This window comes from Alteromonas sp. S005, assembly GCF_036864475.1.
Lineage (GTDB): Bacteria > Pseudomonadota > Gammaproteobacteria > Enterobacterales > Alteromonadaceae > Alteromonas.
Genome location: NZ_JAZETN010000001.1, coordinates 603,359 through 628,001 on the forward strand (window position 1 = coordinate 603,359; position 24,643 = coordinate 628,001).

Annotated in this window: 18 protein-coding genes; 3 read left to right on the forward strand and 15 right to left on the reverse strand. The window is 40.9% G+C overall.

Going from position 1 to position 24,643, the window contains the following annotated elements; translation table 11 throughout:
- The gene (locus V7R55_RS02490; protein WP_334057044.1) at nucleotides 1–1,488 is read left to right on the forward strand and encodes an oligosaccharide flippase family protein; all 1,488 of its coding nucleotides are present in this window, start codon (nucleotides 1–3) and stop codon (nucleotides 1,486–1,488) included.
- Nucleotides 1,488–2,699 (forward strand): AGE family epimerase/isomerase, encoded by a 1,212-nt coding sequence (locus V7R55_RS02495; protein ID WP_334057047.1) that lies wholly within the window; start codon nucleotides 1,488–1,490, stop codon nucleotides 2,697–2,699. Before V7R55_RS02490 ends, V7R55_RS02495 begins: the two co-directional genes overlap by 1 nt.
- Here the strand turns inward: V7R55_RS02495 and V7R55_RS02500 are convergent.
- The 4 genes from V7R55_RS02500 to V7R55_RS02515 are packed head-to-tail and all read right to left on the reverse strand — an operon-like array spanning nucleotide 2,675 to nucleotide 8,277.
- Nucleotides 2,675–3,760, reverse strand: coding sequence for a hypothetical protein (locus V7R55_RS02500; protein ID WP_334057049.1), 1,086 nt, complete (start codon nucleotides 3,758–3,760; stop codon nucleotides 2,675–2,677). The genes V7R55_RS02495 and V7R55_RS02500 overlap by 25 nt on opposite strands.
- Nucleotides 3,761–3,765: 5 nt before the next feature.
- On the reverse strand, nucleotides 3,766–5,313 hold the full coding sequence (locus V7R55_RS02505) for an MBOAT family O-acyltransferase (RefSeq protein WP_334057051.1): 1,548 nt from the start codon (nucleotides 5,311–5,313) through the stop codon (nucleotides 3,766–3,768).
- 51 nt (nucleotides 5,314–5,364) lie between these two features.
- Entirely contained in the window at nucleotides 5,365–7,314 is a 1,950-nt protein-coding gene (locus V7R55_RS02510) for an acyltransferase family protein (protein WP_334057053.1), read from the reverse strand.
- 15 nt (nucleotides 7,315–7,329) lie between these two features.
- Nucleotides 7,330–8,277, reverse strand: coding sequence for a glycosyltransferase family 2 protein (locus tag V7R55_RS02515; protein ID WP_334057055.1), 948 nt, complete (start codon nucleotides 8,275–8,277; stop codon nucleotides 7,330–7,332).
- A gap of 211 nt (nucleotides 8,278–8,488) precedes the next feature.
- Here V7R55_RS02515 and V7R55_RS02520 point away from each other — a divergent pair, with 211 nt between their 5' ends.
- Nucleotides 8,489–9,910 (forward strand): oligosaccharide flippase family protein, encoded by a 1,422-nt coding sequence (locus V7R55_RS02520; protein ID WP_334057057.1) that lies wholly within the window; start codon nucleotides 8,489–8,491, stop codon nucleotides 9,908–9,910.
- 174 nt (nucleotides 9,911–10,084) lie between these two features.
- Here the strand turns inward: V7R55_RS02520 and V7R55_RS02525 are convergent, their stop codons facing one another.
- From V7R55_RS02525 to V7R55_RS02575, 11 genes are read right to left on the reverse strand one after another with little or no spacing between them, the layout of a single operon-like run.
- Complete coding sequence (locus V7R55_RS02525; RefSeq protein ID WP_334057059.1) at nucleotides 10,085–12,028, reverse strand: acyltransferase family protein; 1,944 nt, start codon at nucleotides 12,026–12,028, stop codon at nucleotides 10,085–10,087.
- A 59-nt stretch (nucleotides 12,029–12,087) separates the two neighbouring features.
- Entirely contained in the window at nucleotides 12,088–12,420 is a 333-nt protein-coding gene (locus V7R55_RS02530; protein WP_334057061.1) for a hypothetical protein, read from the reverse strand.
- Nucleotides 12,413–13,975 carry a GMC family oxidoreductase gene (locus tag V7R55_RS02535; protein ID WP_334057063.1) on the reverse strand — a complete coding sequence of 521 codons (1,563 nt, stop codon included), beginning with the start codon at nucleotides 13,973–13,975 and terminating at the stop codon, nucleotides 12,413–12,415. Before V7R55_RS02535 ends, V7R55_RS02530 begins: the two co-directional genes overlap by 8 nt.
- Nucleotides 13,972–15,882 (reverse strand): acyltransferase family protein, encoded by a 1,911-nt coding sequence (locus tag V7R55_RS02540; protein WP_334057064.1) that lies wholly within the window; start codon nucleotides 15,880–15,882, stop codon nucleotides 13,972–13,974. Before V7R55_RS02540 ends, V7R55_RS02535 begins: the two co-directional genes overlap by 4 nt.
- 5 nt (nucleotides 15,883–15,887) lie before the next feature.
- Complete coding sequence (locus V7R55_RS02545; RefSeq protein WP_334057066.1) at nucleotides 15,888–17,228, reverse strand: O-antigen ligase family protein; 1,341 nt, start codon at nucleotides 17,226–17,228, stop codon at nucleotides 15,888–15,890.
- Complete coding sequence (locus tag V7R55_RS02550; RefSeq protein ID WP_334057067.1) at nucleotides 17,225–18,409, reverse strand: glycosyltransferase family 4 protein; 1,185 nt, start codon at nucleotides 18,407–18,409, stop codon at nucleotides 17,225–17,227. The genes V7R55_RS02545 and V7R55_RS02550 overlap by 4 nt, the downstream gene beginning before the upstream one ends.
- Nucleotides 18,410–18,418: 9 nt before the next feature.
- Entirely contained in the window at nucleotides 18,419–19,531 is a 1,113-nt protein-coding gene (locus tag V7R55_RS02555; RefSeq protein WP_334057069.1) for a glycosyltransferase family 4 protein, read from the reverse strand.
- Nucleotides 19,531–21,429 (reverse strand): asparagine synthase (glutamine-hydrolyzing), encoded by a 1,899-nt coding sequence (asnB, locus tag V7R55_RS02560; protein ID WP_334057071.1) that lies wholly within the window; start codon nucleotides 21,427–21,429, stop codon nucleotides 19,531–19,533. The genes V7R55_RS02555 and asnB overlap by 1 nt, the downstream gene beginning before the upstream one ends.
- Before the next feature lie 13 nt (nucleotides 21,430–21,442).
- On the reverse strand, nucleotides 21,443–22,519 hold the full coding sequence (locus V7R55_RS02565; protein WP_334057073.1) for a GNAT family N-acetyltransferase: 1,077 nt from the start codon (nucleotides 22,517–22,519) through the stop codon (nucleotides 21,443–21,445).
- Nucleotides 22,512–23,537, reverse strand: a complete 1,026-nt coding sequence (locus V7R55_RS02570; RefSeq protein WP_334057074.1) for a polysaccharide deacetylase family protein — start codon at nucleotides 23,535–23,537, stop codon at nucleotides 22,512–22,514. Before V7R55_RS02570 ends, V7R55_RS02565 begins: the two co-directional genes overlap by 8 nt.
- A complete protein-coding gene (locus V7R55_RS02575) occupies nucleotides 23,530–24,642 on the reverse strand; it encodes a glycosyltransferase (RefSeq protein WP_334057076.1) in 1,113 nt (370 codons plus the stop codon). The genes V7R55_RS02570 and V7R55_RS02575 overlap by 8 nt, the downstream gene beginning before the upstream one ends.
- Nucleotide 24,643 lies beyond the last annotated feature (1 nt).

Here is a 24,643-nt window from a genome sequence, read left to right on the forward strand (position 1 = left end):
ATGTCGGATGCCAGCCGGGTTGTAAACAGCGCCTTTTTATCTGTAGCGGCTAAGTTACTGGGTAAGACACTTGGCCTTTTGAGCACCTTTATCGTCGCACGTATATTAACGCCAGAGGACTTCGGGTTTATTGCCATTGTAAGTATGGCATTGTATCTGTTTGATATCCTTTCACACGCGGCGGGAGAACAGTACATCGTACAAAAGCGCAGCGTAGGCTATTTTGATTTGCAGACGGCCTGGTCGTTTAATTTGTTGTTAAAACTGATTATTGCGCTGGTCATTATGGTATGTGCTAACGGGATCGCTGCATTTTTCGACAAACCACAGTTGGGTTTGGCAATTATGGCAAGTGCCATCATTCTGCCGCTGCAGGCGTTAAAGTCTTACAAGCTTATGTTACTCAAGCGTCAGCTTCGTTTTAAACCGTTATTTTGGTTATCACTGGCGGAGCGTGTATTTGCGTTGCCTATGTTGATCACCTTTGCACTCGTGTTAGGTAATTACTGGGCATTTGTTATTACCGATGTGCTGGTTGCCATGTTTGGGCTGATCTTTTCCTATTTACTGGTGCGTGGCAGGCCGTTCTTTACGCTTAAACAGGTCAGGGTACAGTGGGCGTTTTCACAGTGGATGTTGGGTAAACATTTGTTAGGTTATGCGCGTTCGCAAATTGACACATTTGTCGTTGCAAAATGGTTCAGTACTTCGTTGTTGGGTAATTACCATATGGCTCGCGACCTTGCTATGATGCCTGCTCATTACCTGTTAAACCCTGCAATAGAACCGTTACTGGCGGTGTATAAAAACGACAGGGATAACAAAGCGGAGCTTTTAAACAATGTCGCCTTTTCACTACTCGTGGTGTTTGCGATCAGTATACCCGTATTAGCGGTGCTAGCCCTCTATGCCAAACCATTCGTTTTTTTATTGCTGGGTGAAAAGTGGTCGGTAGCAGCTCAATTGCTACCGGTATTAGCGATTTTGTTCTTTTACTGGTGCATTGTGCAGGTATTAGATGCTGCGCTTATTGCACTAAATCAGGTTCGCCTGGTGTTTGTGTTTGACGTGCTGTCGCTGGCGTTGGTTGCGTTGGCGTTACTCTGGGCGCTTAGTAATCAGTTAAGCCTGTTTGAATTAGCCTGGGCACGTGCGGTTGCAGGTTTAATCAGCGCGCTTGTATTGTTAGGCTGGGTATTTAGTGGCTACTGGCAGCATTTAAAACCCTTGCTCATGTTGGCAATAGTTATTACTAGTATGACGGGGCTTGCTATGATGCCCATATGGTTAGTTGACACCAAACCCTTTCCCGACAGCAACTCTACGCTTACTCACTATATTCAGTCAGCAGCAGAACTCGCGATGTTTGCTGTGCTCTACAGCGGCATGTTTGCACTGTTACTCACCTATAGTAAGCACTATCAGCTGTTAAGACTTAAGCAGCTAATACTGCAGTATTTACCCGCTACATGGTTTAGGAATACGTGATGAGAATAACGCCTTTTATCATTTTGTTATTATGCGGCTATAGCTTAATACTAACGGGGTGTGATGCTAAACCCAAAGGGCAGGGGCTGATGATTAGCCCTGAACAGTCCAAAGCACAAATGCTTCAGGTAATTGATCCCCGGCTTAACTGGGCAGTACAAAACCAGAATTTTATGGTGCAAACCTTTAATGCCGACTGGCACGCTACTCCCACTGACACGGTAGAGCTATACTCTCAAGCAAGGCAAGTATATTTGTTTGCAAAAGGCTTTGATATAACGCAAAGGCAGCATTATCGTGACGCAGCCATCTACAGCGCAGATCTTATGCTGCGAGATATGTATGACTCTACTACCGGAAACTGGTATTCCAGTATTGCACGCAATCAACCGCAAACACGCTATGGACCAAAAGAATATGGCACCTCGTTCGCAATTTTCGCGATGGTACATGCATATCGTATCACGCAGGATAAACGTTATTTAGATGCAGCCCTTAAAACTTGGATGATAGGAGAGGTGTCAGTTGGGCTATCCCTTGCCAGGGCTTCACAATTGCAAAAGTCCAATATAACTTATTTCAAAGCTTGGTCGATTAACCCTCTAATGCATTTGTTTGAGGCGCTGCTAGCCCTGTATGATGTTACTCAAAGCCCAAGTGTTTGGCAGGATATCGAATTTATTGCCCAGTTTGTTGAAGACGATTTACTGCAACCACAAGGCTACATTGCCGAGTACTATGAACAAGTTAATCAACCGCTTACCATAAACAATGGCGGTTACATTGAGCTTGGGCACCAAATTGAATGGGCTTACCTGCTTCACACGGCAGTAGATAACGGCCTTGATAGCCGTTTTAGAGATGTTGCGCAGACACTTTACGATTATGCGATAAAAACCGGATGGAACCAAAACCAGGGTAGTCTTGCTGCCAGAAGTAACTACGACGGTAAGGTTGTTGAGCCAGAACCGGTTTGGTGGGCACAGGCTGAGTGGTTGCGTTTAACAGCCTATCTTAAAAATAACAACTATGATGCAATGCAAAACTCTAAGCGGTTTTCTCGCAGCATGGCATTTGTTGTAAATGAATACGTTGATCAGGTGCACGGCGGTTGGATGAATAAAAAACAATCTAAGCGAACGCGAGATAGCTTAAATAAGGTGTTGGGTTATCATGCTGTGGCGGCTTACAACGCACTGCACGACGGTTGAGTGATCGTTTCAATTAGCGTGTCGCCAAACGCTTCATTGTAATGTGCAGGCTCCCAAAACCAGTTTAACGCTTTAGTCTGTGTTTGATCTGGGTACGGCTCATCTGTTTTGCCCGGTATTCTCCCAAAATCATAAAAATGACAATTTAACCGATTGTTAGCAACAAACTGCTTAATATCGCTATTCCATCGGGTTAAGTCATCATTTAAACCGGCTTCATCAATAAGCGTGTAAAAAGAACTGTGCAGCGGGTTAATAAACAGTTTTAGTTCTATCGAGTTTGTCTTTGTATAATCGACCATTGCCTGCAACGCCAGATAATGTGTATTTTGCTCTAAAGCCACCGTTCGGTAGGCTTTGTTGTGAAGTATGTCTCTTAGCATGCCAAGTGTATGTTCAAAGATGCGATACGGCCCCTCAATTTTTGTACTGCTGGCTAGGTCTCTAGCCGGGTTAAACCCTTTTTCCATTCTGGTTGCTGATGTTTCTCGTTGTAAAACTAGAGTTTTCAGGCTACTGGTCGTCGCATCAAGCGAAAGCAACGCCATGTATTTATCTTTTAACGAATAAAACCAGAAGTCTTCGTTTTCTCGCCCATCAATGAAATAGCTGAGGCTGTTTTGCCCACTAAAGCTAAATGATGAAGACGGTGCTTGATTGAGCTCATGAATAAAGTCTGTAAAATCCAGGCTCATGATAACGCGTTTCATACCTGGCTTTTGCCTTAACACGTTCAGGGCATAGGCCACTTGCATTTCTACACTTGCGCCAGGAATACCTAAATTGTAGGTAGAAGAACTCAAACAGCGGTGGTTTGGATTAAACCCCATTTCAATACGTGAATTTCCGACTAGCAATGTATCTATTTGTACGTTCAGAGGATGGTAGGTTTTTGCTTGCCTGACGTAATTGCTAATATCAGCCTTAATCGCGTTTACTCCATCGATTCGAGGGCTGTTAAATATGAGATAAGGGTTGACCACATAGTTAAACCCTGCAATTAACGTCAGAATCAGTATGGTGAAACCAGCAATTAAGCTTACATAGCGTTGAATAGTCATAATGGTTAAAACTGAAAGTAAAGGAATTCAGAAATCTGACCAAGCGTGAGTATGCCCGCCGCGAGTAAGCATGCAGTGCCAACACTCCATTTTAAGCTGGGCTGCCAGATAATATTTAGCACAGGATTTTGCATAGAGAACGCTCCTGGCTTTTCGAAAAGTACGCCGTTTTGCCGATCAAACATCTGTGCAGCATTAGGCAATAAAAGCGCGATGGCAGCAGCTATTAATACCCAAATTGTATTGCCCATTAACAAACTGCCGCTGCCCTGGCCGACATTCACGCCAACTTCGGCAAGTGTATGCCTGAGTTCGCCGAGCCGATAGGCAATACCGGAGGGAATCGTTGCGCCATTGCTCCCCAGCATGGCAAGTACAATATCATTGGCGCGTTGTAACGAAGGCGCGCGAAAATAGACCCATGAAAATACCACCGCTATGAAGGTAGTTAGCCAGCTAAAGCTTAAATAAAGGCGTGAGGTAGGCGCCCACTTCAGCATGTTTAACAACCAGCGCCAGGCGTGATTAATCACTAAATAGATACCGTGTAACATACCCCAAATCACAAATGTCCAGCCGGCACCATGCCATAGCCCACCTAACAGCATGGTTAAAAACAAATTGCGATAGCGCTGAAATGACCCTTTTTTATTACCACCTAGTGCGATGTAAAGATAGTCGCGCAAAAAGCGCGAAAGTGTAATGTGCCAACGCCGCCAAAATTCCACAATGGAGGTAGATTTGTAGGGTGAAAAGAAGTTCACAGGCAAGGTAATACCAAACAAGCGTGCACACCCGATGGCCATATCAGAATAACCAGAAAAGTCGAAATACAGCTGAAACGTGTAAGCCAGTGAAGCGCCCCATGCTTGAATGAGATCAACCTGTATCTGCGTATCAAAGGTGGGGCCAACATAGACTGACAGATTATCGGCAATTACGGTTTTTTTGAAAAAGCCCAATGCGAAGATACTAATGCCGACGGCAAAGTTTATGAGTTTGGGCGATAAATTTTCCTTTTGGAAAAATTGAGGCAACATCTCTTTGTGATGAACGATAGGCCCAGCAATAAGCTGCGGGAAAAAACAAACAAACAAAGAGTAATGTAAAAAATTATATTCCTTACATTTGTTATTATAAGCATCTACTAAGTAGGAAATCTGCTGAAACGTAAAGAAGGAGATTGCTAGTGGCAATATGATCTTTTCTGTGTTCCAGCCCACATCCAGCACAGCATTAATATTAGAAATGAAGAAGTTAAAGTATTTGTAATAGCCCAATAGACCGAGGTTTAGCACGACACCTGCAACTAACCAGGTCTTTCTGCGTTTGTTAGTTGCTAGTCCAATTTTTCGGCCCAAAAAGAAATTAATAATGATCGAGGCGACAATAAGAACTAAGTAAACACGATTCCAGTAACCATAAAAATATAGTGAGGCTGCAAGTAGAAAGATTAGCGCGAGCTCGATTGCTCCCCGTTTTGCCAAAGCGTAATAAACAAGCACTGTTATCGGCAGAAATAAAAAAATAAACTCAAATGAATTGAATAACATCCTTTACCTCTTTATCCCTGTATCTTTTTATCATTCTCTGCATAGTATCCTTCAATCTGCGTTCGTAAGCAATTTGTGAAACAAAGGTGCTATTAGTTTATTTGTACTCTCTGTTAGATGATCGCTATCCGAATATAGAGGAACGCCTTGACGAGTTCCATCGCAGAATGATTTGTTGCAAAGCAAGGATCTTGGGTCAAGAAAAATGACATTTTCGGAAAAAGAATGTTTAGATTGAGCAGCAAAAAACTCTGCATTTCTAGTTTTGTAACTATCAACAGAAATTCTAAGATCTTCTACAGGCTTCTCAGAGGAGGATAATATAAGAGCCAGTTTTTTGGGAACACTGTACGGGAATTCTGGTATGGGAAGCACATAGTAAACTGGGTTCGTCTTGGATAAATCTTCAATATTTCGAAATAAATTGTCGTAAAAAGTTTCGATGAATAGGCTGCTGGACTCGTCAAAACTGATGCCATCTAGTAATACCAAAGGTCCATCACTTGTTTTACGTGAGTTATCAGTTTGGTTGTGAATGTAGACGGATATTCTGTTTGAGACAATTATCGGGACACTACTGAATGAGTTTTTTACAGTGTTTATTACATTTCTATTCCAATCATCACACTGATTTGGTTGTGAAGAGCCTTTTATTTTAATATTTCTTAACAAAGGACAACCTGGCAGTGATAGTACTAGAGTGCTTCCTCTTACTCGATTTACACTATGAACCGATGATGCTAATGCTGAAGCGTGACTGTCTCCATAAACTATGGCTGTAATGGTTGGTGTTTCTCCTTCGTATATACAAGAGTGCTCAAGTGACGTTAATTTTTTTGTACATTTTTCAAAATGTTTGTTGGTATCGTTAATTGCACTTAATGCTGCGAGTGCCTTTTTTGAATACCGAAACTCTGCGCCATTGGAAAAAAATACGATTAAAAGAAACGAAGTCGTCAAACCTCCAGCAAATAGTATTTTAATAGAGTTCAGAGAGTTGCGTTTGCTTGACAGTGCGATATTAGTAAGTCTTTTTTCGACTAGTTCGTATGATATAGCTCCTAAAATGCATGAGATTAAAATACCAAGAACTTTGTCTATGCTGTCGAGAGCTCCGAAATACCTATAAAGCGCAAATACTGGCCAATGCCATAAATAAATGGAATAAGACCAAAGGCCCACAAAGAAAATGCCTCTCGATCTAAAAAATTGATAATCAAATTTTATGGCAATTAACATCCCAGTAGTTGCCACGGGAACTAAGGCTAGTGGATTAGGCCACCCATCAATAAGTGTAATGGTTGGTAATGCCAATAAAAGTGTTAACAGCAATAAAAAACGGAAACGTCTGATTTGCTTTAAGGTATAAAGGGCGCTTGTGTAGTAAGCAAGACTCCCAAAAAGTAACTCCCAGGCCCGAGTCTCAAGTCCGAAGTAAAGCCTGGGATTGGACGTTTGATTGTAGAATAATGAAAAGCCAAATGAGATCATTGTCATGAAAAAGATTGTGAGTAGGACGCTGCTTTTTTTGGCGCTTTTAAAAAAAAGTAGCAGTACGGGTAGAAAAAGGTAGAACTGCCACTCAACTGATAATGACCATGTATGTAAAAGCCACTTAGTATGGGGCGCTGCATCAAAATACCCAAAGCTTAATGCATAGTATTCGTTTGAAAAAAATAAAGTACTGGTGATTGCATGTGCTGCAAAAGTTTTAAACTCACTAGGCAGCAACAACAACCACGCGATAACTGTTGTACCTAGAACTGTTGTAATCAATGCGGGCAGTATCCTTTTCGCGCGTTTATACATAAATACTGGAAAAGAGAAACTACTTGTTGAAATCCCCTCAGCGATGATCTTTGTCATTAAAAAGCCGGACACGACGAAGAATATGTCTACGCCTACATAACCGAATTTGAAACCAGGAATGTCAAAGTGATAAAGAACAACTAGAATTACAGCCAAGGCACGAAGGGCATTGATATCGTATCTAAATTTCATGTTCTAGGCCTAAGCTTATTGTTTATCGGAGATGAAATATGACAACAGATGCAGGTGGCATTTCTTTATCATATTTTTGAATTCAAATGGTATCGCACGAAGTACAGCATTAAACCGTTTATAATCCCGAGCCTCATAATATAGATATGATAGGGCACGTTGCCTTTGGATTATTGCATTATTGATTTCTTCTAAACAATCAATAACAACTGGGTGTCTGTTATTTTCCTTCAATATTTGTTGAATAATGGTTATTTCACCTTCCATCGAAAAAGCTGCACTGGCAGAGTGATTTGCCATGTGCTTCCGTATCCCAACTGTTTTTTTGAAAGTGCCAGCAACTTTCCCTTTTAATGCAAAAATCAAAATTGAATAGAAGTCTTCTGCCCCTAAATTCTGTTTAGATATTTCTTCTGAGAAAGCAGAGAACTCAAAATATGACTCTTTATTAAATGCCAAACACGATTGAAATATCGGTGTGAAATACAATAAATGTTTGAAAAGGTCCTGATGAAAAAATGTGTTATTTTCGCGTGCAGCTATGGATTTTTCTAGCCATTGAGCTGGCGCGGTTTGTAACTTATTTTCAAGCGTTGACGCAGAGCCAAACTCGTAAAAATTAGAATAAACAAGATCAAGGTCACTATAACTTTTGATGACATTATTAAGTACTTCAAGATGATTTGGTTCCCAAATGTCATCACTGTCGCAAAGTGCAATCCATTTGTTAGATGCCATATTTATCCCATTGAATCTCGCGATCATCTGGCCGGTATTTTGCTGACGAATGTATTTGATCTGTCGAATTTGGAAGCTAGATATGATTTGTTCGGTCTCATCATCGGAGCCGTCATCAATGATAATAATTTCATCTGCTGGATGGGTTTGAACAACGATACTGTCTATACATTTTTTAAGCAGTTGCGCTCTATTGAACGTTGGTATGACTACTGTGAATTTCATTGTTTAGTGCTTTTAGTAAGTATGGTGATAGTATTTCATTTATTATGCCGAGGGTTCAACTTTAATATTATCGAACGATAGCTCTGCTAGGTGTAATTCAGTTTATCTAGTATTATTTGTGTTCATCTCTAAATAGTATTGGATAAATGCGTATTTTATCATCAGTCTATTTGGTATTTCAGTAGTTCAGGACGACATTACGAGGCTTACATTGGCTGTCAGAAGAGCGCTTTTTCTTTCTTCCGGATCGGAAATTTTCAACAGATTAGTTAACTTACTGTCTGTTTTACTATTTGCTCGCTTATTATCTCCAAACGAGCTTGGCGTTTTCATTATTGCCTCATCAATTATGGTGTTAGCGAGTGAAGTTAGAATGCTCGGTACTAATACTTACTTAATCAGCGAAGCAGAAATTTCAGAACAAAAAGTATCTAATGCATTGGGGCTTTCTCTCATTATTTCTTGGGGCCTTGGAATTATTGCGGTCACTTTATCTCCACTAGTAGCGTCATTTTATGAGCAAAAAGAGTTAATGTACTTAGTCGTAATTTTATCAGGCAGTTTTTTCTTTGCCCCATTTGTGAGTTGCACGCATGCACTGCTCTCTAGGGAATTTTCGTTTGGTCGCCTGTTTTTCTTAACGAACGTAGGACCTGTAATCGCGCTTTTCGTATCAGTAACATTAATAAACCTTGATTACTCGTACTACTCTTTAGCGGTAGGTCAGACATTGGGATATTTAGTGGACTTATTGATCGGTAGGGTTCTTAAACCTAAGTCTATGTCATGGAAACCAAAATTCGATCGATTAAAAAGTGTTGCCAGGGTTGGAATTTACACTTCTCTAATCAATATGTTTACTCGATTTGAATCAACGATACCTGATCTCATTTTGGGCAAACTAGCAAGTACGTCTTTTGTTGCCTTTTTCTCGCGCGCGTTAGGTTTGCATCTGTTTATTCAGGAGTTACTCTGCAATGGTATATCTAAGATAGCCTTGCCTTATATCTCTGAACAAAAACGAGCTGACAAGTGCATGAAAGATACGTACAAGAATGCGAGTGAAATGACACTTGGCTTTATTCTTCCTCCTGCAATATGCGCTACTATCGCTGCTGAAACATTGATAATGTTTTTATTTGGCGATCAATGGGGAGCGTCTGTAGGCTTGGCGAAAGTATTGGGGGTTTGGATTGTATTAAAGACTCTAACATATTTCGCAATACCTACGTTGATAACGAATAGAGCTGAAAAAGAGCTGTTTTATTCGCGGGCCATTACACTTGGTTTCTTGATCGTAGCCATAGTTTTTTGCGTCGCTATGGAACCTAGATATATTTCACTAGCATTTGTTGCAACAGGTATAATAGATTACATTCTCATATCTTGGCTTTTGTATAAGCAAATACACTTAAATCCTTTTGATTATCTATTTTCAATTAAGAAAACGTTATTTATTTCATTGATTTGCTCATCAGTAACGCTTTTTATTTCACAGTTCAATGAACATTTTGACAATTATATGATGCTCGGGATTTATCTGGTGGTACTTGTTCCGACATGGTTAATTATGCTGCTACTTGTGAAGCATCCTTTGGCACTTCAGATAAAGTCTCTTATACTGCAACGGTAAGGTTAAACGGTATAATACCGTGTGAGAGTGCTCAAAAACTAGTCGAATTTAATGCTGTTCAACAAGTAGAAATAATAACGACTTCGTTGTAAGTTCAATTAGTCCAGACAACAGCCATTAGCTAATAGAGGAGCAGTGCCAGCAAAAGATAATTTGGTATAAAACCACTACGATTCATCGCTTGATAATAGAGTCAAACCCTTTAATTTCGGTAGCTACGAACGTCGACCTAAAGTGTGTTGCATCTTTATAATAGGGAATGCCATTGCTATCTGTAAAGTGACAGCGCAAATCGTCACATATCCATTTTTCGGGGTAAATTAATTCAATTTGTAATGGTGAAACTAAGGAAGCCAGCTTGCTATTTATATATATAACACGTTCTTGGTGCTGACTGAGAGAGACCATTTTTACCGCCGGTTTAGGAGTGAACATTATGCGGTCAATAAAACGTGTAGGGTTTGCTAGGTCGCCACCAGGTGGATTCATAACTAAATAGATTTTTTTTCTAGATTGTTTTAGTTTTTCAATATCTTGATAAAGTAATTTCAGAATTTCGGTAAGTATTTCGTCCGATTGTAAATTAAGCATATTAGTGTTTGTTTGATCCGCAAGATAGTAGTCACCTCGCTTCTGAAGGCCCCACCAAGAGCCACCTATTACAACGGTTGAAAAACTCTCTTTATTTGCGAGCTCATAACTTTTGCGAACATCATCAGCGCATGAAATTGATACTCTCTCGATTCCTGTAATAGGCGCACATCCAGGATTTACACTGAATGTGACGGGTCTTAGCGACTCTGGAGCGTCTGCATACAGTTTTGAAACCCTCGGGGACAATTGCTGGATATAACTATCACCTATAAATAAAACGCCGTTTTCGCTTCCTTCTTTTATTACTGTCACCCCTTTTTCAACGGTATCCCAGTCTTCTACAGCTGTGGATATTGTGTTACTCAACGACTGAAGTCTAACGGGTATAGACTTTGTATAGGCGAGTAGGCCAATAATCAAAAATATACTCATGCCATAACACAGCGAAATAAGTAGTTTTTTTGTTGTGTTTGGCTTTTTTGAATAGTGCCTCAATGGTTTTTCAATATATTGATAGGTTAACCATGCGAGAAGTATTGATGTAATCACCAATATACCGCTAACAGTTGCGGGCGGCGTGGATTCATACACAATCCTGGCGAATGAGAGTAAAGGCCAGTGCCATAGATAAAGTGGATAGCTGATTAACCCGATAAAAACGAAAACTTTATGGGTTGTAAATAGCTTTGCAACACAGCTTTCGGGACCAGACCAGATTAACAGTACCGTCCCCAATGTGGGCGGTACCGCCCACCAACCTGGAAACACAGACGAGTGATTTATAACTGCTAATGTCATAATTATGAGAGCTAAGCCTAATAATGACATTGCATCTTGTATAGTTTTGTTTTGCGGGGTTATCGATACAGTTGACTTCGAAAAACTAAAAGCTGCTAAAATTCCGCCTGCAGCTAACTCCCAAAATCGTGTAAACGGCAAGTAAAATGCGAAGGACTGATACTCTTTAACAGTAGCAATGCTGAGTATAAATGACCCAGTAGCAAGAACTAATGCTACCAGCTCAAAACGCCACTTTAATTTAATAACAATCGCTAGGATTAGTGGCCAAACAATATAAAACTGTTCTTCAACGCCCAAAGACCATAAGTGTAAAAGAGGTTTGAGTTCTGACGCAGTATTAAAATAGTCCGACGACTCGTGCCAGAATGAAATATTTGCAAAGAAAGCAACGCTGGCCACCAGATATTTGCCCAGTGATGCAAATTCGTGAGAAAGTAGTAAAACCCAACCGCAAACTGTTACAAAAAGAAGTACCATAATTAGTGCTGGGAACAAACGTTTGACTCTACGCTCATAAAAGCGCCTTATTGAGAATGTAGAATCAATGAGTTCACGTTGTAATATGCTGGTGATTAAAAAACCTGATATAACAAAAAAGATATCGACGCCAATAAAGCCGCCAGGAATTAGACTCGGAAAAGCATGATAAATAACTACTGAAAGTACAGCAATTGCCCTTAAACCATCAATGTCTGGACGGTAAGAAAAGTGTTTATCATGCATTTTTTGGCTATCCGTTTCAGCATGCTCAAACGAGCAAGTGCTCAATATTTAATAAATGATTAGGTAAGCAATGCCGCTACCGCTAACTCGGTTTTTGATAAAGGTATGCCCTTTACAAACACCACGTCTTCATTTAAATATTCTGATTGTACACACTTACTTAGTTCTACTTTTGTTTGTTTAATTTTTTGAACATGACTAAGAGGCGTACCGTCATATTTAGCTTGCCAGTGAGTCAAAAATACATTGCTAGGAATTACGCCTGACAGTGTAGGTTGAGTGCTAGTAAATGCGCCCAGCTTTGTAACAACAGGTAAGGGAAGCATTGCTAACCATTTTAATATGTCTCTTCGGGTTGTATGTTCGCTAATTCCTAACTTTTTACTAGACATGGTACTGATCCTTTATGTGTTCTACCAAGCGAAGTGCAAAGGCTGCAATTGTGAGAGTTGGAGGCACGTGCCCTCCAGATGTGAAAATAGAACTGCCTGCCACAAACAGGTTACTTGTACCGAAGACCCTACAGTTAGTGTCTACAACGCCTTGGTCATGAGATTGTGCCATTCTTGTAGTGCCAATATGATGATGAGCAAAAAAGACTTGTTCTGAGAAAATACGTGACTGGAACTCTTCCATAACACGCATTTTACCTAGACCTAATTTACTTAACTCTAATGCGGCTAACTTCAAGCTGTCCCAAACATTGTTCCTATCTTTCTCACTCAACGACCACTCGATTTTATGCTTCTTGAGCCCTAAATCATCTCGTTCAGTCCCCAGTACAACCCTGTTGGTTTTCTCAGGTGACTGATTCACCATAGCCCAAATGTTATATCCGACCTTTTCTGCGGCATCGTCGAATAGTTTTTCGTCAAACAACTTCCTTGATATTCCTTCAAGTACCATATCAAAGTCAGAGAATATATTTCCAAGATGTTTACCCATATCATCGGGAATTTCGAGATCGGAAATGGCGCGGCCAATAACGTGCATTGAGTCAGTTCCGGTCGCAAGACTGAATTTAGAGGATGCCATTAATGGCATTCTTATGTTTATCAGGTTGTTGGTTTCAAGAGCCTTCTCGGTAAGCTCCATGAATGCGACGACTGAATGACCTACATCATCGAGCATGACCGATTGAACTAGGTTTCTATTAAATTTTTCCGTGGGGTAAAATCGGGCGGCCGGAATAACAGGGTGATCCATGAAATAACGGCCAACGTTACCACCTTGGTTACCTATCCTATTGTCATATTTTTCATTGAACATAAGCATATAACGGGCATTCTCTATTCCACCCATACACATAACGAAAGTGCTCGCTTCCACTACAACTTCAACTGAACCATAGTTTTTAAAGTACGCTTTGGTTATCTTTTCACCATCAAAGTCAACATCAATTAAATTGGCATTTCCCATTACCGTAATATTTTGAGCGGCTTCTAAATCTCCACCGTATTTGGCATAGAAACGGGTAGGGATTTTTGCGCCTTTGGCAATTGATAGCTTTACTGCTTCAGAAGGTTTTAAACTGTCGTCACCTTGAAGCGTGCTTAGCCATGTTTCAAGGCTATAGTCTTTATTCCCAACGCTGCAATACTCCCCTGCCTCAGGGTAGTAGGGAGCAACGTCGTTGTATGAAATTGGCCAGGTTTTGAAGTCATGAGGATTCAAAGGCGACACGCCATTTTCCCAATGGTTGCTTGAACCACCTAAAAAACGGAGTCTATTGTAGGACGTATCTTCATAGTGCGTTGGTTTTTCTTCGGGCGCATAAAATTTCTGTGACTCTGCTGTAAAGTTTTTCTCTCCAGCATCGAAGAGCCCAACCGTTAAGCCTGTATTGATAAGTTCTCGAGCAATAATGGTGCCTGCTACGCCTCCCCCTATTATGCAAACATCAAATCTATAGGTTTGTTTTTTGTCAAAGCTATTTGCATCAATCATTGCAACGTCCTAAATGTTAAATCCTTTAGTAGCATACTCGCGCCTGTTTTTGTTAGATGATTTGAATCAAAATACAAAGGAACGCTATGAGCTGTTGTTTCGCACACTAATTCAATATTACAGAATATTTTTTGTGGCTCGATAACTTTTGTTAAATACTCACTGTACTTCGCAATTTTTAACTGACTAGCACTATCAAACGTAAACGGTTCAATTTGTTTACCGAGTTTAGCGCTTCTGATTAGGTACTCGGGTACGGGATAACCAGGTTCTGGTATTGATTGCACAAGTGTTATTTCGATACCGTGGTCACTGACATACCGCAAAGTATCTTTGAATCGTACACTAAACTCTCTCGTTTGGTAATTTGGCGATGCATCAAACTCGGCGTCTTTATAGATCGACCAACGGGTAGCAAATAACGCATGTCTTAACGACGGCGTAGACTCTATTATTTCGCGAATTTTATTTTGCGCTATAAGGCAGTTGCTTTTGCTAATATTTGTTGTAGCGGGAACACCTTCAAGCAAAGGAGGACAGCCTCCTTTCGTGATAAAAATGGCTGATAAGCTGTCTCGTTTTAAAATATGGTCAAGTTCCCAAACTAAAGTTTGTGCGTGAGAATCACCTAAGATAATGACTGTTGGGGCTTTTTCCAACTCTCCCAATTGACACAAATAGTACTCGTCTTTGGCGTGAGTTGCACTGCACTCTCCAGGGAATGCTCCCCATCGTTCGTAGTTGATCACCTCTAATTGTTCAGTTGTGTATTTAAAGTCGAAGCCATTGGTGAATTTTGTCGCAAGAAAAAAAGAGAAGCACACGATACCTGACGAAACAGCGATTGTAATTGTGGCTCTAGTATTTTGTTTTGTGTTTTTCCTAAATCTATTCTCCACGATTTTAAATGTAAGGTGTGACAGTAACAATGTGGAAATGATTACTACAAAATAAAAGCTAAGACTTTTCTCACCCAAGAAATACATATCACTGAAAACAATAATAGGCCAATGAAATAAGTACAATGAATATGACAGCTGACCAAAGTAAACCATTGGTCTGGTGTTTAAGAATGAGCGAAAGATCAATGGTTTGTAACTGCTCATACCTACTAACACAACTATTGCAGTTAATACATTAACAAGTGCAGCGGTATATCCGGGGAAAACCGTAGATTTATCATAGACAAAACAAATGGCTATAAGTAATAGCAATGAAACAGAGCCTACAAATTCTTTCCACTTGCTACTGATAGTTTCGTCAATTCTGGAAAGCATAGACGATGAAACACATGCTAGTAACCCTCCGATTGCGAATTCATATACCCTAAAGTGAGTAAGGTAGAATGCTGCACTTTTATCGACCGTCACCCAATACGAAGTAATGAATATTGAAATGACAGTGAAAGCAATTAAATACCGTATAATATACTTTTTAAAGTGCTGGCTAAAAAACAACAGTGGGAAAACCAGATAGAACTGCCATTCGACTGAAAGCGACCAAGTGTGTAAGAGCGCAAGGTTACTTAATGTCGCGTCAAAATAATCGGAACTCAAGTAGTAAAATATGTTAGAAACAATCGCACTTGAAGTAAAAGCAGCCTTCGAAATCTCTATTACTTCATTAGGTAACAACAAATATGAAGCAACAAAAACTGTAAATGCTATCGCAACGGCATAAGCAGGAAACAAACGACGGCAACGACCAATTAGGAATTGAAAAAAGAACCCTCTATTATCGCTTCGTTGCATAAGTATTCGTGTAATAAGAAAGCCCGATATTGTGAAAAAAATATCAACGCCAATGTAGCCACCAGGTAACCAAGCCGGCTCAATGTGAAACACCAGTACACTTATTACTGCAATGGCACGCAAGCCATCAATAAAGTTAATATATTGACTAGCCAAAACACTTACCCGATACGTTTATTTGTTGTTGAACTGTATGCATTGTTTTTTCCAAAACTTTCCTCTCTTAGAAACACATTGGCGCAACACATTGAAAGTGCAATAAGCCAATATAATACTTCGCCCCTTAGTCGGTTAATGAACGTCATTGCAACAACAAAAGTGATAAAACCACTTGAAACAGAAAGCACGATTGCACTGTTCACAAAATCTTTTTTGGCCCAGAGATAAAGCCGTGTCTTTCGAAATGATGAGTATGTACAGTAAATCATTAAAAAGAAAGAGATAAAGCCTAAATACCCTGCTTCAGACAAGGTTTCGAACCATGTGGAATGTACCGCACGGTTTCTTGATTCTCCCGTGTTTATATCACTGGGTATATAGTTTGGCGCGTAGTACTGAAAACCGCCTGCGCCAGCTCCAAATGGGTGGTCTTGAACCATATCGATCGCTGCAAGCCAAAAGAAAACGCGAGTAGAACCCGATTCCTTTTCTTCGGTTAAAGTTGCTTCCTCCTTTACGCTCATCATTCTGTCGATAAATGTAGTATCAGCAAGTCTAAAAAGCGCGCCAGCAAATAGTAATATACCAAAAAATATTGCGCGTTTTTCTTTTATGGTGAAGGCATTATTCCTAAAGCTAATAAACATAAAATAGCTAATACCAGCGGCCACCCCAACAAAACTACCCCTACTATTAATTAAAATTAGAGCATTTAAAACAAAAACCAAACCTATGGCATACAAGCCTCGGGCAACTATCCGTTTGTCAGCAATTAATTTAGCTATAAACAATATAATTGTTGGTGCTAAAGCCGCTGCGATAAAATTTGCACCGGGGGCATCCACCATGCCAACATTTGATACTCTACCTGAGCTGTCGCGACCCCACCCATAAATATAGAAACCCAACAAGAATGCGCTAAAAAGGTAAGTGTCTATGATCCAATAAACATGCTTCTTTTCACTACACAGCTTCACAACTAAAAAAGTGACAACAAGCATCGTCAAAAATGCATCAACAGCTTCTAAATGATATTCAGTAAACGGCGCATTAAAGTAAGCCAGGCAATACATCAATATGGTTAAGCACATAAACTTAAATTGTGGATGCTTAAACGCCGGATTTTGATTGTATTTACCAAACCCGATAATAAAGGCAATGATCATGGCCAGTACCAAATAGAACTGGGCGCCAACAAAGGGAAGGTAGCTGCTCCACCACTTGTTTTGTGGATTCAAAAAGTAATCCAGCTGATACACCATAAATATCAGGATGGGGCCATGACGAAACGCCATAAGAAGGCCTGTTAAAAATGGGATTAAGTAGAGCAGGGCAGATATCACAGAGCTTGCTCCATTTTTTTGATCATGGCAGCGACTTCTGGTGCTTTAATCCCCCAGTCAAATTGCTCTGCGTGTTTGCGCGCATTCTCGCCCATTTGAGTTCGTTTGGCTTCGTCTTGTGCCAGCACTATAACGTGCTCCGCTAACAAGTTTGGTGTGCTGCAATCTACACTGTATCCAGTTTTACCGTGGATCACGGTTTCGGGTGTGCCACCCGACATACCCCCTATAGCGGGTATGCCGCAGGCTTGCGCCTCTATCATTACAATGCCAAACCCCTCGATATTTCGGCCTATATCGCGGTTAGGTAACACAAATACATCCGCTTGCTGATAGCAGGTAATCATGTCAGCGTCGCTCACATTGGGCATGAACGAAATATTATCGCTTAATCCTAGTTTTATTGTTAGCTGCTCTAAGTATTCCTGACAAGGTCCGCTACCAATAACTGCGTACAACGCTTTGGGTACGGTTTTTACAATCTCAGCCATGGCTTTTATCATCATGTCATGGCCCTTCCGTTCTTCTAACCTCGATACGGTTATCAATACAAAGCGGTCCTGCCAACCTAATTTGGCCCGGGTATCTTCGCAACGAGGAGTAGGAACAAACGCCTTTGTATTCGCACCTGGGTTAACAATACAGCACTGAGTTTCGTTTACATCCCAATGTTGCAATAACAGGCGGTGCGAGTTTTTACTATTACAAATGAGTAAGTCTGCACGCTTTAGCACCGGTCGTAGCATGGCAGTCATGCTTCGGCTAGTCGCACTATTCTCTATGTCCTCACCATGTATATAACAATAATAGGGAATACCTTTGAAAAGCTTGAACAGCATGGCAACAAAGCCTTCAGGAATGCACCGCCCGCAATGAATAGCCGTTACATGGTATTGCTTAATAATTTTCCTAAGTTTTAGGAAAAGCTTGGTATAAAAAATAAGGCCGCCCAGTGAAAATAGCGCCCAATCAGACCACGACGAATAATTAAAAGAAATTCTATGAATTTTTAATTCGGCTTTACTATCAAAAAGGGTATCACCTTCTGCGTTACCGGCAACCACAACATACTTGTCGGCATCTTGGCGAGAATATACCTCCCATAACCAACGACCACTTCCACCATGCATTGGTGGGAATACTTCAGAGAAAACCAACTCTACTTTTTGTTTATCTTTCACGTTAAATTCTCACTGAACCGACGGCATAAGGTAATTGTATTGAATTCGGAATGCTTCATTCATTTTTTGTGCACTAAATTGCAATTCAAATTTCTCGATTGCATTTTTACCAAAATTTTCTCGCAAACCATGACTTTGTGTTAATTGTGATATTGCTGCTGCAAATGCATTTCTGTTTTCGTTTTCTGTCACTAGGCCATTAAAGTTATGAGTAATGACTTCGGCGTTACCGCCTGCACTTGTTACTACACAAGGTTTGCCTAGGCTCATTGCTTCAAGCAACGTCATCGAGGTTCCTTCACTTAGTGATGAAAGTAAAAAGGCATCCATTAGCGCTAAATAGTTTGCAGGTTTAGCAATATAGCCAGTAAAAATAACCTTATTGTTAATACCTAATTTATCTACCTCTTGCTGCAAGGCTTCACGCATTTCACCATCACCCACCAGCAGTAGATAAAGGTCATTTTGGTCTTTCGCGGCGTCCGCAAATGCGTTAATCATCATAAGCTGATTTTTAATCGGGTCGAACCGTGCGATGGTACCTACTATTATGTCGGTTTCTTTAAACCCTAACTGCGAGCGCAATATGTGCACTTCGTTCTGCTTTACCATTACTGGTTTAATGCCGTTGTAAATCACGTCAATCTTACGACTAGGAATGAACTCATAGGTAGTCAATGCTTCACTTGTCGCCTTTGAAATGGCGGTTACCTTCGATGTGAAAGAGAGTAATATCGGATTAACGAGCTTTCTTTTCCAGCTTGTACTGTCGGGGTAAAAGCGCCCATGCTCTGTGAAAATAACCTTTGTTTTTGTAAAGGCCGCTGCTAACGCACCGTATACCCAAGGGGTGTATTGGTGGCAATGTAATATATCTATGTTGTTTTCTTTAATGTGTTGTCTTAATGCTTTAATTAGCGAAGTATCAAAACCTGGCTTGCGTTCTTTTGTGGTAATGCAAATTCCAGATTGCGCTAACTCTTCACCCCAAGGGCCTAAAGGGGCTTCTATGCAATAAATCGACATTTCGATATTTGCATTAACATTTCCCTCAATGATGTTCTTAATAACCATTTCAGTGCCGCCAATGCGCATATCGTAGGTAACGTGCATTACTTTCATTATGATGTACGCTCTTGTATAACGGCATATCGGTCGTACCACATTTGGTACATCAGCATGCTCCACAATACAATGCCGTGGTCTTTCGTGCGGTTTTGATGCTCCTGCCAAATAGAACTAATAGCGGCTGTATTAAATACTTCGCTTAAACCCTCATTACATTGAAGCAGTCTTGATTCTGACAATGCTTTTAACTCGCCCCTGAACCACTCATCCAATGGCGTGCTGAACCCCATTTTTTTTCTATACAGCAAAGAATCGGGAATAAACGGTTTAAACACTTCTTTCAGTAAATACTTCTTTTCCCCATAACGGTATTTTTGTGACGAGGGGAGGGTAGCGGCAAATTCTGCAACTTGATAGTCAAGAATAGGGGCTCGTACTTCTAAAGAATTAGCCATGCTCATTCTGTCTACTTTAACCAAGATATCGCCTGTCATGTAGGTTTTAATATCGGTGTACAAAATTTTACTTAAGTGATCTGGCCCATCAGCCTTGTTGTACATATCAAGCGTGTATTGGCTTGGGTGGTAACCGTTAAGCGTTGTGGCTACGTTGGGTTTAACCAGCTTATTCCACATATCGTCGGTCATCATACTGTTTGTGATGAAAAAGCCCATGGCGGGGTCGTGCGATAAACTGGTAAGTAGCGACTTCCCTTTTCTTCCAATAGCCCCTGGCAATACGCCTACTAATTTTGCAAGGCTTGGGAATATCGTTTTTCTAATGCTTTCAGGAAACTTATTTCTAAGTTTGTTTTCAATGTCATCCGTAGTGTACTTTTCATAGCCCGCGAACATTTCATCGCCGCCATCGCCGGCTAATGCCACGGTAACGGCCTTTCTGGCCAGTTCAGACACAAAAAACGTGGGTACTAACGAAGGGTCGGCAAAGGGTTCATCAAAAAAGCTAGCAATGTATTCTAATTGTTCTGCAACATTTTGATGTACGGTAAACTCATGGTGTTCTGTCTCGTATTTCTCAGCTATTTCACGTGCGAAATCTGCTTCGTTAAACTCTTTATTATCAAATCCAATGGTACAGGTTTTAACCGGTGTTTCGCTTGTCTCACTCATCATCGCCACAACGCCCGAGCTATCTACACCGCCACTCAAAAAGGCACCTAAAGGTACATCACTAATCATACGTTGTTTGGTCACTTTTTCGAGTAATGCTTTTAGCTGAACCTTGTTTGCTTCTTCGCTGGCTGAGGAAATATTCTTAAAGCTTAAATCCCAATATTCATGAATGTTAAAACCGTCTTTGTTTAAAACAAGATAATGGGCGGGGGGGAGTTTGTGTATGTGTTTAAATATACTTTTTGGGTCAGGCACGTACTGATAAGCAAAAAAATCGTAAACCGCGTCTAACCGAATTTCTCGCGGAATATCTTTTAGTGCAAGTATTGCCTTAATTTCTGAACCAAACGCAAAGCGCCCGTTGTCAGAAAAATAATAAACGGGCTTTTTGCCTAAACGGTCGCGGGCGATAAATAGCTCTTGTTTTGTTTTGTCCCACAGGGCAAAGGCAAACATTCCGTTCAGTTTTTGAAGGCATTTAACGCCTTCACGAGCGTAAAGTTCTAGAATAACTTCAGTATCGGTATGGCTTTTAAAGGCAACGCCTTGTTGCTCAAGCTCTGCTCGTAGTTCTAAGAAATTGTATATTTCGCCATTAAAAACAATAACTAAATTATTGTCGGCAGAATACATAGGCTGGTTACCCGCCTCAGATAAGTCGAGAATACTCAAACGGCGATGGCATAACCCGATGTGATCATCTAGGTAGATGCCGCTGGCATCAGGACCGCGATGCAAAATAGCGTGGTGCATAGCGTGAAGTGCTTCTTCACCACCTTCGTTGTAATTAAATAAACTAAAACCTGCGATACCACACATGTTTTCTAATTCCCTATAAGCTGATATGCGGTCTGATTGTCGAACCAACGGCTACGGTAATTGTAAGAGGAAGCTTTTTCCACATATTTTCAGCGATGGGGCGCAGTTTACTTGGCGACGTGGCTGCTAGCTGCTCTTTTATAAGTGCACCGTGTTGATCAAACTTTTGCCAATGCAGCAACTGAGGCTGTGCGCCCCACTGCTTTTTAAATTTGTAAGTGCCTTCTTCATAGGTAGAGCGGCCGAAATCGAACGTGTTTATGCCTGAATCTGCACAGTGTTCTAATAGCGACCAATAAAGCAACATGTTAGGGGCCAATTTATTGTATTCGCGAAGGGTAGACGCCCATGGAATAGACGCACTAGCAGCGTTTTTTAATACTAGGCCACCGCCAATGGGGGTGTTGTCTTTATAAACTACGCTAATTATACAGCTTTCTTCGTAAGCACCGACTATTTGTTCGAACCATTTTTTTGCATGCACGGGTGAACCCAAATCGCGCATGTTCTTGGTGTATACCGTATAAAAGTCGTTAATTAATGTCTGATTAGTACCAAGCGAAACGATAAGCCTGTTTTTCTCTGCCTTTCTTATTTGGCTGCGAAGTTTAGATTTGAATCCTGCTAGCAATTTTTCACTGCTATTTGGTAATGGAAGTAGCATTCTTACTTTTTGATTTTCTAAACTACTAGGTGATTGTGGCTCAGTTTTTATGTTACGTATTTCGAGCGCTTTACCGCCAGTTGCAGAAAGCTGCTGAGTTAAAAATTGTTGCAGTTCAAGTGCTATATCGTCGTTATCTGCCAGCGCATACCCCACATCACAATATGGCAAAGCGCATATTTGTTTGCCTAAAAAAGGCGTTTTCATTAATACTGCTGGCAATACGCCCACTATTTTTTTTGAACTTTGGTTTGTTGCTAATAGCCCTAATGGCTCGTGCCCGTAGGAGTGTTTTACAGCATTTAGCCATGAAAATTTATGATATGCAGAGGCTAGTTTGTGCGCACTCACATAAGTATCCCACTCTGCAACATCTGATAGAGTAGCAACTTGGATAACTATTTGCTCATCGCTGTTATTATTCACAATGCTGTCCTTGCGATAGCTGTGTTGTAACAGCACCCTCTTTTGCCGTAAGTCGCGTTGCCGCCTCAGAGATGGTGCAATACGAAACGTTTGCTCTTACTTCTAGGTGTGCAAGAAACCGTGAGATGCGAGAGCAAATTAGCTCATAGGCATTGTCTACGTTTAAAAGCCCGGTAACACCATCAATTAAGCTAGAACTATGTAAGTACATGTGAATTACATTGTGTTGCTTATCCAAACAGGTATCACTTAGCTCAATCATACTTTTTGTATCAGATAGCTCAGGGCTTAAATATATTTTCTTAAGAATTTTAGTGTGCCAAAGAAGGCCTACAGCTCTTAGTGTTGAAAATGGCGGTTTTGATAACCTAGAATGGATTTTATCCGCTTTGCTGAAATCAGCCACATTAAACCCTGCCGTTACCGGCAATTCCATAATATTTTGTTGTTCACCTGGTACCAAGGCATTCTCAAAACTCGGGTAGTAAGGAGTAACCGGAGCACCTTTGCAGTGAAAAAATTCATTTTCGTAAAAGGGGTATACACTGCTGTCTACAGTTATGCCTCTTGAGGCCAGCAGTTCAAGAGTTTTACCTTTCATACCCCAGCGCCCGCTTCTAAATGAACGAGGCGTTACCCCTATTTTTTTATTTATAACGCGGTGCAGTTCGTCTAACTTTTGTACTACTTGCTCTTCTGGTAAGTTTATTACGTGGCTTTCGGCTTCGGTAGTTTTACCGAAATACGGTGGGTTGCACCATGGATGCAAATGGGCACCTACTTCTGCTTTCTTTCTATTCACAAATTCGCGAAGGATAGCGCTACCTTGTTCGTCGTTCGCTACAGCGTAGTCGACAAAATAGGTGGGCCTTATGCCTAACGTTTCACAAAAGGTTTGGAATGCAGGTAGCTTTTTTACGTTTTGTACCGAACAGTTATGCTGTGGAAACTCTTCGTCCCACCGCCATTCTTCTTCTGTATCTATAGTAAGAACAAATAAAACGTTGGGTTTACCCATTGCGTTTCTCATTCAGCATAATAGAAAATAATTCATAGTATTCGTCAGCCATACGCTGAGCCGAAAAATTCTCTTGTACAAAGGTACGCGCATTTTGTGCTAGTTGCTGGGCATAGCGGGTATCGTCTAGTAGTGTTTCCCAGTCTTTTTGTAACTGTTCGCTATCGTGCAAAGGGGTAAGTAAACCACTTTCTCGATGAGTAATGAGTTGATCGATACCCGCAATATCGTAGGCCGACACTGGAATTTCCATTGCGCACGCTTCCATTAAACAGCGCGGTATGCCTTCCAGAGTAGAAGTCATAACAAACATATCAAAATCGCGTAGCTGTTCTAACCTATCGTTTCTAAAACCCAAGAATGAGATAGCACCGGAGCTACTGAGAGTATGAGCATAGGATTCTAGTTTAGGGCGGTCTTCGCCATCACCAAGAAACACTAGACGAATGTCTTGTCGTTTTTTATATAGAGCGTCGAAACAGTCGAGTATGGCGGTAATGTTTTTGCGGCTGATCATTTGGCCCACAAAGCCAATAGTTTTCACACTACCTTGTGGTTTCGGGGTTTTAGTTACTCGTACTGCTTCAACCTCAGAAAGGTCTACACCGTTTTGAATATAGGACAGTTTGTCCTCGGCAATGTTGAATTTTTTTACATCAGCCAATAACTGCTTTGATAGAGGAACCACTTTATCGGCAAATCGCATGGCTTGGCATCCCGCCCAAATAAAAAGTCGAAGCTTCAAGTCTGCCGCATTTTCGAACCCATGTGGCGTTACCACGCAAGGGATACCGGCTTTTTTAGCGGCCATCACCCCTAAAATATCCGACTTGTAGCCATGAGTGTGGATAATGTCGATATCATTGTCTTTTATTAGCGCGGCGAGCCTTTTTACTGCACCTAAATCAAACCGGCCCTGCATAGGAACGTGATGAGTTTTACCAATAGATTGGAATTGCTTAACCAGCTCTAAGTCTTCCGTACCCGGCTCTAAGGTTACTGCCAACTCGCTAGTTACATCGCTTGGCATATGTTTAGAAAGTGCTAATACCCAGCGCTCTGCGCCATAAAACCCTGTAGAACAAATAAACTGCAATATTTTCATT

What these genes read in the sequence shown, in the direction of transcription:
- V7R55_RS02490 (WP_334057044.1), top strand. Translation starts at nt 1, where the DNA reads ATGTCGGATGCCAGCCGGGTTGTAAACAGCGCCTTTTTATCTGTAGCG.
- V7R55_RS02495 (WP_334057047.1), top strand. Translation starts at nt 1,488, where the DNA reads ATGAGAATAACGCCTTTTATCATTTTGTTATTATGCGGCTATAGCTTA.
- V7R55_RS02500 (WP_334057049.1), bottom strand. Translation starts at nt 3,760, where the DNA reads ATGACTATTCAACGCTATGTAAGCTTAATTGCTGGTTTCACCATACTG.
- V7R55_RS02505 (WP_334057051.1), bottom strand. Translation starts at nt 5,313, where the DNA reads ATGTTATTCAATTCATTTGAGTTTATTTTTTTATTTCTGCCGATAACA.
- V7R55_RS02510 (WP_334057053.1), bottom strand. Translation starts at nt 7,314, where the DNA reads ATGAAATTTAGATACGATATCAATGCCCTTCGTGCCTTGGCTGTAATT.
- V7R55_RS02515 (WP_334057055.1), bottom strand. Translation starts at nt 8,277, where the DNA reads ATGAAATTCACAGTAGTCATACCAACGTTCAATAGAGCGCAACTGCTT.
- V7R55_RS02525 (WP_334057059.1), bottom strand. Translation starts at nt 12,028, where the DNA reads ATGCATGATAAACACTTTTCTTACCGTCCAGACATTGATGGTTTAAGG.
- V7R55_RS02530 (WP_334057061.1), bottom strand. Translation starts at nt 12,420, where the DNA reads ATGTCTAGTAAAAAGTTAGGAATTAGCGAACATACAACCCGAAGAGAC.
- V7R55_RS02535 (WP_334057063.1), bottom strand. Translation starts at nt 13,975, where the DNA reads ATGATTGATGCAAATAGCTTTGACAAAAAACAAACCTATAGATTTGAT.
- V7R55_RS02555 (WP_334057069.1), bottom strand. Translation starts at nt 19,531, where the DNA reads ATGAAAGTAATGCACGTTACCTACGATATGCGCATTGGCGGCACTGAA.
- asnB (WP_334057071.1), bottom strand. Translation starts at nt 21,429, where the DNA reads ATGTGTGGTATCGCAGGTTTTAGTTTATTTAATTACAACGAAGGTGGT.
- V7R55_RS02570 (WP_334057074.1), bottom strand. Translation starts at nt 23,537, where the DNA reads ATGGGTAAACCCAACGTTTTATTTGTTCTTACTATAGATACAGAAGAA.
- V7R55_RS02575 (WP_334057076.1), bottom strand. Translation starts at nt 24,642, where the DNA reads ATGAAAATATTGCAGTTTATTTGTTCTACAGGGTTTTATGGCGCAGAG.